Origin of the sequence: Mucilaginibacter lappiensis (assembly GCF_900155965.1) — a bacterium.
GTDB lineage: Bacteria > Bacteroidota > Bacteroidia > Sphingobacteriales > Sphingobacteriaceae > Mucilaginibacter > Mucilaginibacter lappiensis.
In genome coordinates, this window is sequence record NZ_FTMG01000005.1 from 333392 (window position 1) to 353346 (window position 19955).

General features: G+C 42.5%; 18 protein-coding genes. 14 read left to right on the forward strand and 4 right to left on the reverse strand.

All coding sequences use genetic code 11. The features are described 5' to 3' along the window. Positions 1 to 38 precede the first annotated feature (38 nt). The gene (locus BW976_RS12835) at positions 39 to 407 is read left to right on the forward strand and encodes a response regulator (RefSeq protein ID WP_076373682.1); all 369 of its coding nucleotides are present in this window, start codon (positions 39 to 41) and stop codon (positions 405 to 407) included. Positions 408 to 470: 63 nt separating this feature from the next. Here BW976_RS12835 and BW976_RS12840 read toward each other — a convergent pair whose 3' ends face one another. From BW976_RS12840 to BW976_RS12850, 3 genes are all read right to left on the reverse strand, one after another. Continuing rightward, entirely contained in the window at positions 471 to 842 is a 372-nt protein-coding gene (locus BW976_RS12840; protein ID WP_076373683.1) for a hypothetical protein, read from the reverse strand. Positions 843 to 913: 71 nt separating this feature from the next. Then, positions 914 to 1420: a GbsR/MarR family transcriptional regulator gene (locus BW976_RS12845; protein ID WP_076373684.1), complete on the reverse strand. Its 507-nt coding sequence runs from the start codon at positions 1418 to 1420 to the stop codon at positions 914 to 916. 228 nt (positions 1421 to 1648) lie between these two features. Beyond that, positions 1649 to 2782, reverse strand: coding sequence for a hypothetical protein (locus tag BW976_RS12850; protein ID WP_084192178.1), 1134 nt, complete (start codon positions 2780 to 2782; stop codon positions 1649 to 1651). A gap of 232 nt (positions 2783 to 3014) precedes the next feature. Here BW976_RS12850 and BW976_RS12855 point away from each other — a divergent pair, with 232 nt between their 5' ends. The 9 genes from BW976_RS12855 to BW976_RS12895 all read left to right on the forward strand — a co-directional run bounded on the left by BW976_RS12855 (position 3015) and on the right by BW976_RS12895 (position 15108). Further along, positions 3015 to 6125 carry a tetratricopeptide repeat protein gene (locus tag BW976_RS12855; protein ID WP_076373733.1) on the forward strand — a complete coding sequence of 1037 codons (3111 nt, stop codon included), beginning with the start codon at positions 3015 to 3017 and terminating at the stop codon, positions 6123 to 6125. A gap of 34 nt (positions 6126 to 6159) precedes the next feature. After that, entirely contained in the window at positions 6160 to 8016 is a 1857-nt protein-coding gene (locus BW976_RS12860; protein WP_139332289.1) for a porin family protein, read from the forward strand. A gap of 134 nt (positions 8017 to 8150) precedes the next feature. After that, positions 8151 to 9221: an HU domain-containing protein gene (locus tag BW976_RS12865; RefSeq protein ID WP_076373686.1), complete on the forward strand. Its 1071-nt coding sequence runs from the start codon at positions 8151 to 8153 to the stop codon at positions 9219 to 9221. Further along, positions 9218 to 9931: a MotA/TolQ/ExbB proton channel family protein gene (locus BW976_RS12870; RefSeq protein ID WP_084192179.1), complete on the forward strand. Its 714-nt coding sequence runs from the start codon at positions 9218 to 9220 to the stop codon at positions 9929 to 9931. The genes BW976_RS12865 and BW976_RS12870 overlap by 4 nt, the downstream gene beginning before the upstream one ends. Beyond that, positions 9928 to 10329: an ExbD/TolR family protein gene (locus BW976_RS12875; protein WP_076373687.1), complete on the forward strand. Its 402-nt coding sequence runs from the start codon at positions 9928 to 9930 to the stop codon at positions 10327 to 10329. Before BW976_RS12870 ends, BW976_RS12875 begins: the two co-directional genes overlap by 4 nt. A 95-nt stretch (positions 10330 to 10424) precedes the next feature. Beyond that, on the forward strand, positions 10425 to 11240 hold the full coding sequence (locus BW976_RS12880) for a hypothetical protein (RefSeq protein WP_076373688.1): 816 nt from the start codon (positions 10425 to 10427) through the stop codon (positions 11238 to 11240). Positions 11241 to 11377: 137 nt separating this feature from the next. Further along, entirely contained in the window at positions 11378 to 12685 is a 1308-nt protein-coding gene (locus BW976_RS12885) for a bifunctional folylpolyglutamate synthase/dihydrofolate synthase (protein WP_076373689.1), read from the forward strand. Positions 12686 to 13012: 327 nt separating this feature from the next. Then, positions 13013 to 14005, forward strand: coding sequence for an L-glyceraldehyde 3-phosphate reductase (gene mgrA, locus BW976_RS12890; RefSeq protein WP_076373690.1), 993 nt, complete (start codon positions 13013 to 13015; stop codon positions 14003 to 14005). Between the two features lie 125 nt (positions 14006 to 14130). Beyond that, on the forward strand, positions 14131 to 15108 hold the full coding sequence (locus tag BW976_RS12895; RefSeq protein WP_076373691.1) for a Gfo/Idh/MocA family protein: 978 nt from the start codon (positions 14131 to 14133) through the stop codon (positions 15106 to 15108). Between the two features lie 44 nt (positions 15109 to 15152). Here the strand turns inward: BW976_RS12895 and BW976_RS29380 are convergent, their stop codons facing one another. Continuing rightward, on the reverse strand, positions 15153 to 15329 hold the full coding sequence (locus BW976_RS29380; RefSeq protein ID WP_175614101.1) for a DUF6496 domain-containing protein: 177 nt from the start codon (positions 15327 to 15329) through the stop codon (positions 15153 to 15155). Positions 15330 to 15534: 205 nt separating this feature from the next. Between BW976_RS29380 and BW976_RS12905 the strand changes: the two genes are divergently transcribed. The 4 genes from BW976_RS12905 (at position 15535) to BW976_RS12920 (ending at position 19881) form a co-directional block, all read left to right on the forward strand. Next, a complete protein-coding gene (locus tag BW976_RS12905; protein ID WP_076373693.1) occupies positions 15535 to 16629 on the forward strand; it encodes an AI-2E family transporter in 1095 nt (364 codons plus the stop codon). Between the two features lie 334 nt (positions 16630 to 16963). Next, entirely contained in the window at positions 16964 to 17923 is a 960-nt protein-coding gene (locus BW976_RS12910) for an MBL fold metallo-hydrolase (RefSeq protein ID WP_076373694.1), read from the forward strand. A gap of 64 nt (positions 17924 to 17987) precedes the next feature. Next, positions 17988 to 18875: an alpha/beta hydrolase gene (locus BW976_RS12915; RefSeq protein WP_084192180.1), complete on the forward strand. Its 888-nt coding sequence runs from the start codon at positions 17988 to 17990 to the stop codon at positions 18873 to 18875. Positions 18876 to 18993: 118 nt separating this feature from the next. Next, a complete protein-coding gene (locus tag BW976_RS12920; protein ID WP_076373695.1) occupies positions 18994 to 19881 on the forward strand; it encodes an alpha/beta hydrolase in 888 nt (295 codons plus the stop codon). Positions 19882 to 19955: the final 74 nt, after the last annotated feature.

Consider the following 19955-nt stretch of genomic DNA (forward strand, 5'->3'; position numbering starts at 1 on the left):
TTTGAAAGCAATTTGTAGACGATACTTAAAGATAAAATATGAGAAGGATATTAGCGGTTGATGATGACAGCGACATACTGGAGGTTTTACAATACATATTAGAAGATTCTGGTTATGAGGTGATAACCTTAGCTGATGGGCATCATCTTTTTGACAAAATAAAAGAAAGCCAACCCGATTTGATATTATTGGACATCATGCTAGGCAACTTAGATGGCCGCGATCTTTGTAAAAGTGTTAAAACCGGTATGGAAACACATGGTATACCGGTTATCCTCATATCAGCGAGTCATGAAGTTTCCAGAACATTAAACCAAACCGGCGCCCCTGATGATTTTATAGCCAAGCCTTTTGATATTGATGTTTTGCTCAGGAGCATTAACCGGCAGTTAGATAACGCTGCTTAAGATATAAAAACAAACCGGGCTGCTTAATTAAGCAGCCCGGTTTGTTTTTATGCCCCATTATATTCAAACATTAATATTAAGTTCCTTTTCTCTTTTGGCACGGTTGCGCAGTTTGAAAAACACAATCAGATTCATAAAATGCATGCCACCCAGTATTAGTATAATCCATCCCACTTTGTAGCTTAAAACCTCCACCACTACCTGCGCGTTGTCAATTCTGCCGGTTTCTTTCAGTGCCAAGCTCATATAGCCTATATTCACCAGGTAAAACCCCACTACCAGCAATTTATTTACAGAATCGGCCAATTCATTATTGCCGTGAAAAATGTCAACTAAAAATATCCGACCGTTTTTAAACAACACCCTGGCCACCCATACGGTTAAAGCGATGCTTACCAGCAGGTAAACAATGTAAGTTAAAATAAAGTAGTTCATGATTGTGATTATTTATGTATTATTAATTATTGAATTTTCAGTAAAAAATGAAATTTATGATTAAAAAAATATTACTTGAATATCTTAAATATCGAACCAAAAAACCAGTTCTCTTCGGCTTTTAGCATCGTGTCTAAAGTTTTGTTTACATTATTAGCCAATCTGCTGATGTCGGTTACCGATGAATGGAATGCTTTATAGGCGGAATCTTTTTTATCCCCCTTCACCTCTGTTAGCTGACCTAATATTTTAATCACCGGATCAAGTTCCCGTTTTTTACGCTCTTCGGCTACTCGCCTGGCAATAATCCAGGTATCTTTTTCGGCATAAAAGTATTCTTTACGCTCGCCGGTTTTGTGTTGTTTTTCAACCAGACCCCAATCTATCAGATCGCGCAGGGTCATATTGGCATTACCACGTGATATACTCAGCTCGGCCATTACTTCCTCGGTGGTTAAAGCTTCGGGCGAAACCAACAGCAGGGCATGTACCTGGGCCATGGTGCGGTTAATACCCCACTCCGACCCCAGTTTACCCCAGGCTTCAATAAATTTCAGCTTTGCCTCTGCCAATTCCATATACAAATATAAATAACTTTTTAAACTTTCAAAAATAAATGAAAGATTATTTTTGAATTTCGGATTGGGGAGGTTCGATTTCGGATTTATTTTTTCGAACTTTTATTTAATAGAGTTATGCGGATTAAAAAAGTTTGTCATGCTGAGCGCAGCGAAGCATCTATTAAGCAGAGGCACTACGAAGAAGATCCTCCGCTGCGCTCAGGATGACAACGTTAGTTTAGTTATTTACTTCAAATCTCCCAGCTCCTTATCTATCTTTTTGTTCCACTGCTCCTGCACTGCCATGTTCATGCCATGGGAGGTTTCTGTATCATATTCATCCTGCATTACATTCATTTCATGAAACGATTCCAGGTAAGCCACATTGATTGGGCCATCATAATTATCTACCGTAAATTTTTCAGCTTTCAGTTTTTGCTTAAACCCTTCTATGATGATCTTTACAATATCAAAATGCCGCTGTTCGTGGTTCAGGCTGTAAGTATTTTTACTATCGGTTTTTACCCAGCAGGCGCTTTTGGGTACAAAGGCCTTTAAACTCAAATGTACATTTACTGTACTTTTACTTACGCTTACATCTTCATTATAACCAATGCTGGGTAAAACTTCGGCTCCAAACCGGCTATTGCTGAGTGGCTTTGCCTTAAAATCGTCCCAAATTAAGCGTCTTTTAGGCGAATAATAGATAGTATCGCCTTCGGGTTCTTCCTGGTAATCAGTAAAAATAATCTTTACATCCCTTGCCAATTTAATATTGGTACCGGCTTCATTGTTTATCCAGGAGTTAAAAAAGGTTAGACTATATTCCAACGCATGGCGTAATACCATTTCGATATCAACTTCCTGATTAACAAGCCGGTTATAACCCGCACTGGCATTGTAGTCTGTGAGGTGAATATATTGACCATCTCTTTGCAAATAAAAAGACAGCGATATTTTTAATTTACCTTCTACATGGTTACCTGGCAGCAGTGTTTCATCGAGCCTAAATTTTTCAATATGGAAAATAACCGGTCTTAATGTTTTATCAGGCGGAAGAGCAGCATTCACAAACTGTTTAATGGAGGCTAATGCACCTCCTTTAAGGTCGACCGTATATTTTGCCACACCGGGTCCTGGTGGCACTAACCAAGCCACGGCAGTACGATCTGGCCGATTATCTACTATACCGGCTACATAAAATTCTTTGGCAGTTACCGGCAAACGCTCATTATTTAAAACAAGCGGGCCTGTTATTTTCTGAGCCTTTAAAATTGATGGAGCAACTAAGACAATGATTAATAGCACCTTGCTTCGCAATCCCTTCCGTCGCAAAAAGCTGGCTGTAAAAAACACCATTACCACAACACCACCTACCATACTATATCACGCATAATGTTCAAATAAATTGTCCGGAAATGTTCTATTTGGTTACCTTTGGCCGTCGATGCCAGTACCATGGTTTTTGTTCAACAATTTTAAAGTTTTCCACACACATATTGTCTTAAGTATTACCTTCGTTAATTAAACGTGTTATCCACATTTGTTAATTACTTATGTTAATAGCTCTTTTTCGTTTCGCTAATTTAGCAACATCGTTAGTATGCGCTTTATGATCAAAATAAGATACATTTCCCTATTAATCCCCGTATTTATTGTTTCAACGGCCAGCGCGCAGCAAAATCCATCCTTCCAGGTATACCGCACTTATCATACGGCTATGGACCTGATGGACAAGGGTAAATTTGCCTCCGCTGCCGAGCAATTCCGCTCCGTTGAAACATCACGACTTAAAACAGCCACCCAGCCCCAGTTTGAATCGGAGCTGTCGCTGGTTAAAGAAAACAGCCAGTACTACGAGGCTTTTTGCGCCCTTAACCTGGGTAACGACGATGCCGAAAGCATGTTTCTGCGCTTTATTAAGGAGCACCCCGAAAACCCGCTAACCAAGCTGGCTTACTTCCAGATTGGTAAATCGTATTTTAAACAAGGTAAATATGAGGATGCCATCCGCTGGTTTGATAAGGTACAGGCCGGCGAGCTTAACGGTCACGATAATACCGAATACAAATTCCGCAAGGGCTATGCTTATTTCTCTCTTAAAGATTTTAAGAATGCCCAATTGCTTTTTGCTGAAGTAAAAAACAAACGTTCGGAGTTTACCGAGGATGCTACCTATTACTTTGCGTATATAGCTTACCTCAACAAAGATTATCACCTGGCACTGGCCAACTTTGAAAAGCTTAAAAACTCCAAAAAATACGAGCGGAGCTATCCCTACTATATATCGGCAGTTTACTTTCTTGATAAACGCTACGACGATGTGATCAGCTATGCGGTGCCTATTGTGAACAGCACCCATCAGGAGCACGAAACAGAAATGCTGCGCATTATTGCCGCCTCCTACTTTGCCAAAGCCGACTATGATAACGCGGTTAAATATTACGACCGTTTCCAGAGCGGCGACCAGGGCAAAACCCAAAACACGCAGGACAGTTATCAGATTGGTTATACTTATTACAAGGTGGGTAACTATGCCAAATCGGCTACCGAACTGGAGCGTTTAATAGAGCAGGGCGATGTGTACAGCCAAAGCGGTAACTACACGCTGGGTGATGTTTTCCTGAAAATGAATAACAAGCAAAGTGCCCGTAACGCGTTTTTAGCGGCTTCTAAACTTACCTACGACAAGCAACTACAGGAAGATGCTTTGTACGAATATGCCAAACTATCTTACGAGCTCGATTTCAATACCGAAGCGCTGGCGGCTACCCGCTTATATTTAAAGAATTATCCGCGTTCGCGCCGTAACGACGAGGTGAAAGTATTGCTGGGTGAGGAACTATTAAACTCCCGTAATTACAAAGAAGCTGTAGAGATACTGGAACCGATACCCAACAAATCAGAAAGTGCCCAGATAGCTTATCAAAAAGTGACTTATTACCGCGGGTTGGAATTTTATAACGAGCGCGCTTTTGAAAACGCCATCGGTATTTTCCTGCGTTCGTTAAAAAACCCCGTCGATCCTAAAACTCAAGCATTAACTACTTATTGGATGGCCGAAGCCATGTATGAAGTACGTAAGTATGGCGAATCAGTAGAAAACTTTGAGGCGTTTTTAAGCATGCCCGAAGCCAAAGAGACCGATCTGGCCAATTATGCTAACTACGCACTGGCTTACGCTGCCTTTTATGGTGAACAATATAAAAAAGCGGCCAACTACTTCGAAAAATTCCTTCGGGGAGATGTAAAGGATAAAAATACTGAGAACGATGCGATAACCAGGCTGGGTGACAGCTATTTTGTATTGAAAAGCTACAGCACCGCGCTTGATTATTATAACCGCATTATAGCTATGCACAACCAGGGCGAAGATTACGCCTTGTTTCAGCGTGGTATGATACAGGGCCTACAAGGCTCGCTGGATACTAAGATCAGCACCCTGAATGATGTGTTGAACACCTTCCCGAATTCAGATTATGCGGATGACGCCTCATTCGAAATAGCGTATACCTATTTCCTTAAAAATGATGGCGACAGGGCCAAAACCGATCTGAATGCCATGATCCAGAAGTATCCGCACAGCAGTTATGTACCACGGGCGCTGGTTACCATTGGTTTGATAGACTATAATGCCGGTCATGACGACCTGGCTGTAGAATCATTCAAAAAAGTAGTTGCCGATTATTCCTCAACCGATGAGGCCAAACAATCGCTCAAACAAATTGAAAAGATTTATACCGATAAAGGCGATGCCCAGACGTTTATCAATTACGCGGGTACTACCTCTATTGGTAATTATACCACCTCGCAACAGGAAGATATCATGATCACTGCAGCCAACAACCTTTATTTAAAAGGTGACTGGCAAGGGACCGTAGGTGCGGTTAATGCCTATTTAGATAAGTTCCCGGCTAAACAGATCTATGAAAAACAGGCCCGGTTTATACGTGCGCAAAGTTTGGTTAACCTGAACAGATCACAGGAAGCCGTGGTTGATTATAACATCATCCTGAATGACTGGACAAGCGCCTATACTGAGAAATCATTGATAAGCATGGCTAAGCTGTACATTTCGCAGAAAAAGTATAACGAAGCCATTGTGTTCCTGAAAAAACTGGAAACCAATGCCGAGTTTAAAGAAGATTACTCTTTCGCTATCAATAACCTGATGCTTTGTTACGCGCAAATGAACATGCCCGATGATGTGCTGAACTACGTAAAACAGATCAGGGGTAATGATAAGGCAGCCCAGGAAGATAAATTCCGTACCGGCTTGTATGCTGGCGAAGCTTACTTGCTAAAAGGCGATACCACTGCTGCAGTAAAAGAATTTGATTACACGGTAACCAACACCAAAACCGTAGCCGCCGCCGAAGCCAAATACAACATTGCTAATGTAGAGTACTTAAAAGGCAGGTACAAAACATCGCAAAAAATGTGTTTTGACCTGGCTAAGGAAATGCCAAATTATGATTACTGGGTAGCCAAAACCTATATCTTACTGGCTGATAACTATGTAAAGTTGAAAGACAATTTCCAGGCAAAAGCCACACTGCAAAGTATTATTGAAAATTATAAGGGTAATGACGATATACTATCGACAGCCAAACAAAAGCTGGGCGTATTAACGGGCAAGCCTGTAAAAATAGAGACTCCGGTAACCGATACAAGTGATAATAAACCGGCCCCGGCTGATACTACCAAAACCGGTCAAAACTAACAGGATGGCAAAGAATAATATAAAAAGACAAGCAATGAAATTAAAATATATCTATACGCTGCTTACCTTAATACTAGCATTATACTTTGTCCCTGCACAAGCGCAAACAAAGAAACCGGCCAAAAAAGGTACTACAAAAACTGCTGCAAAAAAGACTCCGGCAAAACCGGCAACCAAAAAGCCTGCGGCAAAAACTACTGCTCCTAAAAAAGCCAGCACATCATCAAAAAACTTAGGTGATGCCGCGGCTCGTGCTGCGGCCGATACCACCAAAAAAGGCGGCAATGGCAACAACGCTGATAGTGGTGGCGGTCTTTCTGAAGAAATTGTAGTAACTACCGCTTACAAACCGGTATTGGCCGATGCGGTAAAAATACGCCGTAACCCAGATTTAGAGGATAAAGTTCCGTTTAAAGCACCATTGGTTTACACTCCGTTGGATAAAAGACAGGAGCAAAACTCCGAGATAAGGCAGTTGGAAGCTATGAAGAGACCGCCCGAGCAAGACTCCATTCTACTCAACAATTATGTTAAAGTAGGTGCCGGAAACCTGAAATCTCTTTTTGGCGAAGCATATTTTTCTAATGGTCGTGACCAGGCATTGCAGTTTGGCGGATACCTGAAACATTTTTCACAATCCGGCTCGTTAGAAAAACAAAGCCAGAGCAAGGATGATGTTGGTGTATTTGGCAAAAGCATTCTGGGTGATAATAATATCAGTGGTCGTATTACCTATAACCGTATGGGTACCAATTTTTACGGGTTCGACCAAACGGCTCCCCCGCTAAGTACATTTATCCCCGGCAAACAACACTTTAACACCATTGGAGCCGAAGCAGAATTGGCCAAAAACTATAAAGATGTAGAGAATGATTTAACCTACGCTCTTAAAATAAAAGGTTATGCCTTTAGCAATGCTTACCAGGCCAGGGAAAACAATGTAGTAATTTCGGGCTTTATCAACCAAACCGTAAAACAGTTTTATGCAGGTTTAAGCGGATCGGTTGATCTGAACTCGCAGAAGGATAGTCTGTACAAACTCAGCAACAATATTTTACGATTAAACCCTTACATCAAATTTCAGGGTACCAATTATAAAATTGACGCGGGTGTAAATATCGAGAAGGAATTTGGCGACTTTGGCAAGTTCTACATTTTCCCTGCCGCTAAATTAGAGGTACAGGTGATCCCGAAATATGTGCGTTTGTTTGTAGAAGCCAAAGGCGATATCAACCGGACATCCCTACATGACCTGGCTTACATCAATCCTTTCATCGGTCAAAATATCGACATCAAAAATTCGGTTGATCAGCTGGATATTAGTGCTGGTTTAAAAGGCACCCTTGCTCCGGGCTTAAGCTTTAAGGCATCTGTGTTCCGCAACAGCGTTAAAAACATGCCGTTACTGGTCAGCAATTTCGATGCTGAAGTAAACAAATTCAAGGTGATATACGATGATGGCAAAGCTCGTGTAAACGGCTTTAACGGCGAGCTTGATTTTAAAGCCAGTGATGATTTTAACATTTTTGGCCGTGTAGAGATTAAGGATTACCAATTGGCATCCGAAGTACAGGCATGGAACCTGCCTAAATTTTTGCTAACCGCCGGTACTTCCATCAATATTAACAACCAGGTAAGTATTACCGGTTCATTATTGTTCCGCGGATCAACAAACGATAGGACATTTACCACCACCGGTGGTACATCAACTATGGTTCAAAAACCGATAGCCTCATTTGCCGACCTAAGCGGCGGTGTTCAATACAAGGCTACCCGTCAAATAACCGTATTTGTACAGGCTAATAATATTTTAAGCACCAGTTATCAAAACTGGTTATACTATCCTAACTACGGATTTAATATCTTTGGCGGTGTTGGGTATTCGTTTTAGATCGGGAGCGCGGTTCGGGGAGCAGGGTTCGGGTGACAAGCCGCGAACCACATAACACGAACCCCGAACCGCGCGACACGAACCAATTTGCCCCGAGCGTTTTGATGTTTTATAATTAACCGTATTTTTAGCGAATGGATATAGCCAATTATTTAAGCGAACTGTTAGGCCGGCATGGCAAAGTAAGTGTGCCGGGCCTTGGTTTTTTTACACAAGTACGTGTAAATGGTTATTATAACAACGCTGAAGGCAAGTTATATCCGCCCGGCTACCAGGTACAATTCAACTCCGAACCGTTTGACGATGATACTTTGGTGGAGCATATTGCCCAAAAGAAAAACATATCACTGGCATCATCCAAATACTTCACCGAAAAATATATTACAGGCCTAAAACAAGAGGCAGCCTTGAAAGAAGTTCCTTTTGCTAACCTGGGTTGGTTTTATATGAACAATGGGGAGATAGCTTTTAAACCCGGCGATAACCATAACGAAGGACCTGATTTTTATGGTCTTGCGCCAATAGCTATCAAAAAGCTGAATCAGCCAGAACCGGAAAAGCCAGTTCAACCTTTACCTTTTACGGTTGCGCCACAGCCAATTATTCCAACTACACCACCCGCACCAACAGCCGATCAGCCAGAGGTATATGAGGATGAAGAAACTGAAGAAAAAACACGTTCGGGAAGTCCTTGGCTTATCGCGCTCATCGTTTTGGTGGTTATCGCCGTAGCAGTATTCGGGCTTTATAAATACAACCCGGCATTGTTTAATTTTATGAAACAACCGGCAAAACCCGTTACCGGGCAACCCAAAACACAACCCGCCGCCATTGCAGACAGTGCCGACGATAGCAATAAAACTGCCCCTCCGCTTTTGGATACGGCATCAAAGACAATTTCTAAACCCGATACTGCGTTAAAGAAAACAGTGGCTACTGTCGCCGATACCACAGCCAAATCTGAATTTGTGATATTTGCCGGCTCATTTAAAACCCAAACCAAAAGTGATCTGGCTGTTAAAATTTACAAAAGCGTTGGTGTTGATGCCCGCGCATGGCATGGCCCTGGTTCTGGTAAGCATATTAAAATAATCATTGGCAGTTTTGCCACATCTGCAGAAGCAGAAACCGAAAGACTTAAATTAATAAAAGAAAAAAAAATAAGCAAACTCTCATACAGCCAAGAAATTAACGAAAAGAAATGACATTATTATTGATACAGCAAATAGCAGATACCGCGAAACACCTGGCAGACACCGCCGGTCACATTACTCAACCCATCACCACACAGCCCGAAGAGCTGCGTTTTGGCGATTTATTGATCAAGGGTGGCTGGGTAATGGTTCCCATTGGTATTTTGGCTGTTTTAGGTTTAGTGATATTTTTTGAGCGCTATTTTACCATCCGCAAAGCTTCAAAGAACGAGGCCAACCTGATGTTACAGGTACGCTCAAGTATCCATTCTGGTAACCTAGAATCGGCTATAGCACTTTGCCGCAATAATAATTCGCCATTGGGTCGTATGTTGCAAAAGGGGTTACTGCGTATCGGTCGCCCCATCAAGGATATTGAGGGCGCTATCGAAAACGTAGGCAAGCTGGAAGTATCCAAGCTGGAAAAAAATATTGGTATCCTGGGTATCGTAGCAGGTATTGCACCCATGTTCGGGTTTCTGGGAACTATTGCCGGAGTAATCAAAATATTTTATGATATATCCAAAACAGATAACATCAGCATGGGTGTTATATCTGGTGGTTTATATGTAAAAATGGTTACATCAGCTGCCGGTTTGATGGTAGGTATCGTGGCCTACGTATGTTATCATATTTTGAATATGATGGTAGACAAGGTAATTTTGAGCCTGGAAACTGATGCTATTGAATTTATTGACCTGTTAGAGGAGCCAAGCAAATGAATTTAAGAAAAAGACATAGAGGTGCATCGGCGGAGGTTCATACATCGGCCATGAACGACATTATGTTCTTCCTGCTTTTGTTTTTCCTCATTGCTTCAACAGTTACTAACCCCAATGTGATCAAACTGGTATTACCCAAATCATCAAGCGGGCAATCGGTATCCAAAAAAACCATTACGGTATCGGTAACTAAAGATCTGAGGTATTACGTCGACAAAAAGGAAGTTCCGGTAGATGCCCTGCAAACTACCCTATCCGGTTATAAAACCCTGGCTACAGAACTCACTATAGTTTTATATGTAGACAAAACCGTAGCCATACAGGATGTGGTACAGGTAATGGATATAGCACAAAAATTAAACATCAAACTGGTTCTGGCAACGGAACCCAAGGGGTAGCTTAGAGGTGCGAGTGCGAGATCAAAGAGCCTGTTTTAATAGCTCTGCAAAATTAGCTCCCGCACTCGCAACTGGCACCCCGCACTAATAAAAAAATGGACTACAGGGAAGAAAATAACTATCCAAAGGCATTTGCGGCAACAGGCATTATTTTGGCTGTGCTTATTGCTGCCTGTTATTTTATTGTGTTTAAAAATCCACCAAAAATGGAGGATGGTACTGGCGGTATACTGGTAAACTACGGAACCGTTGACGAAGGTATGGGTAGCGATTATATGAGTACCGAGGAACCCTCGGTTGCCGAAAAAGCCAATAATACCAAGCCGGATAAAGTTACCCACGAAAAACCGACCGAGGATAAACCAACCCCGCAAACCAGCGACAAAACCGTAGTGACCCAAAATACCGAGGATGCCCCAGAAGTGGCCGCCCCAACAAAAAAACCAACCAATACAGTAGCTACCCCACAGCCAACCAAAACACCGGCCAAGCCTACCGTGAACCAGAATGCTTTGTATAAAGGTAAGGCTACAACCGGCACCGGCGAAGGTGACGGAACAGGCCATACCCCGGGGAATCAGGGTAAACCAACAGGAACAACCCTTACCAACAACTATAACGGAACAGGATCTGGCAATGGGGGCAATTTAAATTTAACCCAGCGTAGTTTTGTTTCGCGCCCCAGCGTTGACGATGGGAATCGTCATAGCGGTAAAATTGTGGTAGATATCCTGGTTGATAAAGATGGCTATGTAATACAAGCCACCGCAGGCGCACGCGGTACCACCATATCTGATGCGAGCCTGTTACAAGCTTGCGAGGATGCCGTGCGTAAATCAAGATTCAATGCCTCTGATACTGCTCCCGAAACTCAAAAAGGCACCATGACCTTTGTGTTTAAGGTAAACTAATTTTGAGTTGATGGATCATAGTTAATGGTTCATGGCAATATTTTACAATAACAGGAGTCTCGATCAAACACATCCGTATTACCTTTGCGCTCATTAGCGGTTCATCAGGCGTTCCTATGAACCATCAACTATGAACCATGAACTACCAGGAAACCATCCAATACCTATACACCCAGCTCCCCATGTTTACGCGCGATGGGGCCTCGGCTTTTAAAAAGGACCTCACCAATACTATTGAGCTTTGCAAACGACTGGGCAACCCGCAGCATGAGTTTAAAAGTGTGCACATAGCAGGTACCAATGGTAAAGGTTCCACATCGCACATGTTGGCGGCAATTCTGCAAATTGCCGGCTATAAAACCGGCTTGTATACATCGCCCCATTTGAAAGATTTCAGGGAACGTATCCGGGTTAATGGCCAAATGATTAGCGAGCAAACCGTGATTGATTTTGTGGCCGCTCACTGTGCCGATTTTGAAGAAATAGCCCCCTCCTTTTTTGAGATGACTGTAGCCCTGGCTTTTGATGTTTTCGCTAAGGAAAAGGTTGATCTCGCTATGATTGAAGTAGGCTTGGGTGGGCGCTTGGATTCCACCAATATCATTACCCCACTCCTGTCGGTTATTACTAACATCGGCTGGGACCACATGAATATGCTGGGTGATACCCTGCAACTAATAGCCGGCGAAAAGGCAGGCATCATCAAACCTGGCATCCCGGTGGTGATCAGCGAAACTCAACCCGAAACAGCGCAGATATTTATCGATAAAGCTAAACAGGAAGGCAGCCCGATTACTTTTGCCTCGGAGGTTTGGACCATTGAAGAAAAGTCAAAAGTCAAAAATCAAAAATCAAAACTTTTAGAAATTGAAGTTAAAAACTCAATACTCCATACTCACCACTCTCCACTCACTATAACGCTCGATCTCACCGGTACTTATCAGCTTAAAAACATCAAGGGCGTTTTATCTGCCGTGGAAGAGTTACGTAAACAAGGCTTTATAATAACAGACGAGCACATCATTACAGCGTTGAAACAGGTAAAAACCCTCACCGGCCTGCATGGGCGCTGGGAAGTTTTAAATATCCAGCCGCTAACCATTTGCGATACCGGCCATAATCCTGATGGCATACAAGAGGTAGTCAAAAATATTGTCGCTGTTAATTACCAGCAATTACACTTTGTGATAGGCATGGTGAATGATAAGGACATTACCAAAGTATTAGCTCTGCTGCCAACAAAAGCCATCTACTACTTCTGCAAACCCGATATCCCAAGAGGCCTTGAAGCTGAAAGCATGCAGCAGCAAGCCAACATTTTCGGTTTACACGGCAATACCTACCCATCAGTAAAAGTAGCCTTAATGGCTGCTCAGGCCAATGCAACTGATAATGACCTTGTGTTTGTAGGCGGCAGTACATTTGTGGTGGCTGAAGTGGTGTAAAGCAAGATTTTGAATTGTCATCTCGAATGAGATGCGAGGGGAGATCTTTTGCGAATGGATAGCTTCTAACCAACGTTGCGACGGCGAGGGCGAATATGTGGGTTTACATAAATTTATTGAATTTCAATATAAATAATTGATTGTCAATAAATTAATCACATGTTAACCATAAATTGTGTAAACCATGTAAACCCACTTTTTAACAGAATTGCCCACCTCATTGTTGGCACAGGTTTTAGCATATAAATTTTCACTTAACAAATAATTTACTTCCGTTATCTACATAAAATTCTATTTTTACTTTTCAATATAATCCCCACATTTTATATGACATATCTACCATCAGCAGACAGATACAAAAAAATGCAATACCGCCGCTGCGGCCATAGCGGCATCAAACTTCCGGCTATTTCGCTGGGCTTGTGGCACAATTTCGGACATGTGGATGTAACCGAAACCTACCGCAAAATTTTACATTTGGCTTTCGACAGCGGCATAACCCATTTTGATCTGGCCAATAATTACGGTCCGCCTCCGGGCTCTGCCGAAGAGAATTTCGGTCGTATATTAAAAGAAGATTTCCGCGGCTATCGCGATGAGATGATCATCTCCAGCAAAGCCGGCTATACCATGTGGGATGGCCCTTATGGCGACTGGGGTTCCAAAAAATACCTGGTAGCCAGCTTAGATCAGAGCCTGAAACGCATGGGTTTGGAGTATGTAGATATATTTTACCACCACCGTCCCGATCCGGAAACGCCACTGGAAGAAACCATGACTGCGCTTGATCTCATCGTTCGTCAGGGTAAAGCTTTATATGCTGGTATTTCTAACTACCCTGCTGCAGAAGCTGCGAAAGCTATCGCGATATTAAAAGATCTGGGTACACCATGTTTAATTCATCAACCTAAATACTCCATGTTTGTACGCGACCCGGAAGAAGGTTTACTGGATGTGCTGGGTAAAGAGGGTGTGGGCTGTATCCCCTTTTCACCATTGGCGCAGGGCTTGTTAACCAATAAATACCTGCATGGCATCCCTGAAGATTCAAGAGCGGCTAAATCAACTGGCTTCCTGCAAAAGGACCAGGTAACCCCCGAAAGGATAGCCCAAATAAAACAACTGAACGACCTGGCATTGAAACGTGGCCAAACACTGGCACAAATGGCACTGGCCTGGCTGTTGAAAGACAGCCGCGTAACCTCGGTACTGATTGGTGCAAGCCGTGCCGAACAACTGGCCGACTCGCTTAAGGCGTTGGATAATATCGTATTCTCAGCTGATGAACTTAGCCAGATTGAAAAAATATTAGCCCCCTAACCCCTCAAAGTGGGAACTGTCTTAGGTTTATTATCAAGACAGTAAATCGGTGAGTTATTTAGTTATAAATTGAATTAAGATATTAAAAAGCCTCCCCTTCAGGGGGAGATTTAGAGGGGGCTTATATGAGCAATATTAACTGGGGTATCATCGGTTGCGGCGACGTAACCGAAAAAAAAAGCGGACCAGCATTTAAAAAAGTAGCCAATAGCGACCTGTTAGCCGTGATGCGCCGTGACGCGGCCAAAGCTGCCGACTATGCACAGCGCCACCTCGTAGACCAATGGTACAGCGATGCCGAAAAACTGATGAACGAGGCTGGCGTCAACGCCATTTATATAGCTACTCCTCCATCTTCGCATCTGGAGTATGCGCTAAGCGCTTTAAAAAAGGGGCTGAATGTTTATGTCGAAAAACCGGTTACCCGCAATGCCTCCGAGGCGCGTGCCATGGCCGAAGCTGTAAAACAGAGCAATGCCAAACTAACCGTTGCCCATTATCGCCGTGCTGTACCCATGTTTTTGGCAGTTAAAGAATTAATCGACACTAAAAAAATAGGTGATATCCGTACCGTACAGATCAGGATGTGGCAAAGCCGTAAACCAGAACTGGTTACCAAAACCAAAGACAACTGGCGGGTTAACCCGGAGCAATCCGGAGGCGGCTATTTCCATGATTTGGCCCCGCACCAACTCGATCTGATGCTGTATTATTTTGGCGAACCCGAGCAATATCATGGATTTTCGCTCAATCAATCGGATGCTACCCAAGCCGACGACCATGTTTGCGGGCAGATCTTATTTAAAAACAAGGTAGTGGTAAACGGCTCCTGGTGCTTCAACGTTGCCGAAAGCCTCACCACCGATACCTGTGAAATCATCGGGACCAAGGGTAAGATCACGTTCCCCTTCTTTGGTAATTATATCAGCTGGAAAACCGATACTGAGGATGAAACTATAACTTTTATCCATCCGCAACACATACAACAACCCATGATCGAAAAGATAGTGACTTACTTTAAAAACGAAGGGCCAAACCCCTGTAGTATTGAAGAAGCCATTGTACTCATGGACATTATGGACTCATTTACGGGTCAAGGGTAAAAAAACGCTGTTGTTTAAGGCAATAGCGCTTTTAATTAAAAAATCTAGCTCTTCTTTTTGGGTACCTTGGCTCCTTCTTTACGTGCCTCTGATAAGCCAATAGCTATAGCTTGCTTTTTGCTGGTCACTTTCTTGCCGCTGCCGCTTTTAAGCATGCCTTCTTTCATTTCATGCATGGTTTTTTCAACCTTTTCGCTTGCTTTTTCTGAATACTTTGCCATAGTTTTAGTTTTTAAGTAGATCATTTAACTCATGCAAAATATTTGCCAAAACTATCTTTCTGAGCAGCTATTACGGACAGTACAAAATCAACCATCGATAAATTCTGCATTCACAAAAAATAAAAATGGTAAATTATTATTTGTAATTATTGCTTAACTTCAAACATCCGGGCGTGCTATACGTTACCAACTGAAAATTATCCATATGTCAACCAAAAAACTGATTGCACCATTTTACGAACGACTTGCATTAACATTAATTGGTTTTTTGGCACTTGGCTACCTGATCATTATAGGTAAAGACTTGCTTGACCCCATGATATTCGGGTTCATTTTCGCAATATTACTGCTACCGATAGCTAACTTTTTGGAGAAGAAATGCCGGCTGCCACGCGGCGCATCATCCTTAATATCTATATTACTGCTTATTGGTTTTGTTTACGGTGTACTATACCTGGTAGGCTCACAGATATCAAAAGTGGCCAACGACTGGCCTATGCTTAAAAACCAGGTAACACAATCATTGCAAGACCTCCAGCAGTGGGTACAAACGGCATTTCATATTAATGCCGAAAAACAAATGAACTATGTACACAGTACCGCAGATAAGCTTATGGCTTCGGGAGGCGACGTTTTGGGCACCACCTTCGGGGCCATTTCATCGCTCATGCTCTTTTATGTATTCATTCTGATATTTACCTTTTTTATATTACTCTACAGAAGATTGTTGCTACGTTTCATTATCTGGGTTTTCCGGGATGAAAACCAGCATATTGTAATGGATATAGTGGAGAATATTCAATCTATACTAAGGCAATACATCCTGGGCCTGCTTCTAGAAATGGTGATTGTGGCCGCTGTGGCTATCAGCGTTTTCCTGCTTATTGGTATCAAATATGCCGCATTGTTGGGCATTATCGTAGGCTTGTTCAACATCATACCCTACATCGGTATTTTTACGGCCTTGCTACTTAGCGCCATTATTACTTTTGCAACCGGGAACATCAGGGATACTTTATTAGTGATGGGCAGCGTGATCGGCATCCATGCGGTAGATGCCAACTTCCTGTTGCCAACCATTGTTGGCTCAAAAGTAAGACTTAACGCGCTGATATCATTTGTAGGGATTATTGTAGGCGAAATGATATGGGGTTTGTCGGGCATGTTTTTATCCATACCGGTTATTGCTATTTTCAAGATCATATTTGACCGTATCGAAAGCTTAAAACCGTGGGGCTATCTGTTGGGCGGCGATAATGAACAAAAAAAATCTACTCCTATTAAAGCAAATGTAGATTAACAGCAACTTAACAAAAGTTTAACATTTCTTTAGAAGGCAATTCCGGGCTTTTACTTTAGGTTTGCATTGTATTAATCGCCCCAACTAATGCAAACTATTAATTCTCCTCAGCGCCCTGTGTACAGGTGTCAAAAGTGTAATGAAGTACTTGATATACGTCGTAAAAGAAGCTTATTCATCAAAACATTTCTTTTTTGGGTCCCCTTAAAAAAGTTTTTTTGTACACGCTGTCTTAAAGTGCGCTATCTTTTTTAATTATCCTCTGCTTAATGCCGTAGGATAATTAATTTAGTGCCTCTTAGTTGCAAGGTTTGCAATTGAAAACTTACTGAATATGCGCATTAAGCAAACTTTATTGATCATTACCTATATTTTACTGCCTTTTATTACACTGGCACAACCTAAAAACAAAACTGCTTTTCGGATGGTGCCTTTAGGTGTGCTTGGCGGTATTGATGAAAGCAACTTGTCAGCTTATATGCTGGCTGCCGCTGGCACTGATCAATATATTTGTTTGGATGCGGGCACCTTGCATGATGGTATTCAGAAAGCCATAGCTAACAAAGCTTTCCGGGTTTCTGGCGAAAGAGTATTACGGCAATATATTAAAGGATATTTTATATCACACGCACACCTTGACCATATAGCCGGGCTCATCATCAATTCGCCTGAAGACAGCAGCAAAAACATTTATGGCTTTCAGAGTACTATTGAAACCGTCAAAACTCATTACTTTACCTGGGCAAGCTGGGCCAACTTTGCCGATCAGGGTGAAACACCCGCATTAAAAAAATACCGTTATAAAGTACTTGATCCCGGTACTGAAACCGATGTCGAAAACACCTCTCTTAAAGTGCAGGCGTTTCCGCTAAGCCACTCTAATCTTACCAGCACTGCTTTTCTGGTACAAAGTAATGAGGATTACGTTCTATACCTGGGTGATACCGGACCCGACGCCATTGAGAAAAGCACAAACCTGCAAAACCTGTGGCAGGCCATTGCCCCACTGATAAAAACCAAAAAGTTAAAAGCTATTCTTATTGAGGTATCCTTCCCTAATGAACAGCCTGATAAAACACTATTTGGTCATTTAACACCACATTGGTTCATGACCGAAATGGATAAGCTAGCCAGACTGGTAAGTCCGGCTGAGTTAAAAGGATTAAACATTGTGGTTACGCATCTTAAGCCTCCTGTAAGTAGTATTACCCGGATTAAGGCTCAGCTCAAAGCTGCCAATCAATTACAGCTAAACCTCATATATCCAGTACAGGGTAAAGCGCTTAATTTTTAGATAGTATTTGGCTAACGCCGAAAATTACCTAAATTTCCGTCGACCAAAACTAAACCGCCTATCTATGAATACCATTCAGAAATGCCTGCTGTTTTGCTGCATCATATGGGCTAATGCCTCATTTGCGCAACCACAGGGCAAAGTAATTGAAGAGCAAACCGTTAAAAGCAGTATTTTAAAGCGTAACGTAAAATATACTATTTACCTGCCTGCCGATTATGAAACGGCTAACCGCAGCTACCCCATTGTTTATCTACTGCATGGTTATACTGATGATAATACCGGCTGGTTACAATTTGGCGAAATAAACCGCTATGCCGATAAAGCTATCGCCGAAGGCACCATTCCGCCCATGGTTATTGTGATGCCCAATGCCGATTCGAGCTGGTATATTAACTCCTATGATGGTAAAGAGAAATATGAGGACTTTTTTATTAAGGAGTTTATGCCTCAGATTGAAAAGATTTACCGCATTAAGGCCGATAAAAAATACCGTGGTGTAGCAGGTTTGTCAATGGGTGGTTATGGAACATTGATTTATACTATCAAATACCCTCAATTGTTTGCGGCAGGAGCGGCGTTGAGCGCAGCGGTATTTCCAGATGACCAGATGGTGGGCATGCCAGACGAAAACTGGGATAGGGTATTTGCACAGCTATACGGTCACGGGCTCAAAGGTAAAGACCGGCTGAATAAGGCCTGGCAAGCCAATTCTGTTTTGAGCATGGTGCAGGATAAAACTACAGAACAGCTAAACACCGTACGCTATTGGATTGATTGTGGCGATGATGATTTTTTAACCAAAGGCAACTGCCTGCTGCATATTGCGCTGATGGAGAAAAAAGTACCGCATGAATTTAGGGTGCGGGATGGTGCCCATACCTGGACCTACTGGCGCACCGGCATTACTGATGCACTGCAATTCATCGGCGACAGTTTCAGACAGAAATAACTTTTTGATGTGCGGATGTGCAAATTACAGATGTGCGGCTGAGAACGAATATATCCAATGAGAAAATGCCTTGATACTTGATACTAGCTACTTGATACTCCTTATCTACTAAAAATCTATGAAAATATACTTTAAGCTCTCGTTGCTTTTACTACTTTTAAGCACTGGCACTACATTTGCCCAGCATATAGGTAAAGTGATAGACGAGCAAAACATCAAAAGTGACATTTTAAAGCATAACGTAAAATACGCTATTTATCTGCCCCCTGATTATGAAACATCAAACCGGACATACCCGGTGGTGTATCTGTTGCATGGCTATGGCGACGATCAAACCGGCTGGCTGCAGTTTGGCGAGATAAACCACTATGCTGATAAAGCTATTGCCGAGGGTAAAATACCACCCATGATCATTGTGATGCCGGATGCCCAGACCACTTATTACATCAACTCTTACGACGGGAAACAAAACTACGAGGATTTCTTTTTTACGGAATTTATCCCGGATATTGAACGAGAATACCATATCAAAGCCGAAAAAAAATACAGGGGTGTAGCCGGGTTATCCATGGGTGGCTTTGGTACGCTGGTGTATAGCATCAAACATCCTGAAATGTTTTCGGCAGCTGCTGCTATGAGCGCGGCCGTTCGAAGTGATGAAGATCTTATGGCTATTCCGGATGCGCGCTGGGCTGAGGTATATAGTAAAGTATTTGGGCCTGACTTAAAAGGACGTGAACGCTTAAACGCCACCTGGCAAAACTACTCCATACTTGGTCTGGTACAAAGCAAAACTACCGAAGAATTAAATACGGTGCGTTATTGGATTGACTGCGGTGATGATGACCCATTGAGCAAAGGCAACTCCCTGCTCCATATCGCCCTGATGGAAAAGAAAGTTCCTCATGAATTCAGGATACGCGATGGCGGCCACAACTGGACTTACTGGCGTACCGGTATCACTGATGCGCTGGAATTCATAGGCGATAGTTTCAGGCAGAAATAGCTTGCGGATGTGCAGATTTCAAATGTGCAGATATGCAAATGATCCGCATAAATTGATTATCGAAACCATCTGCA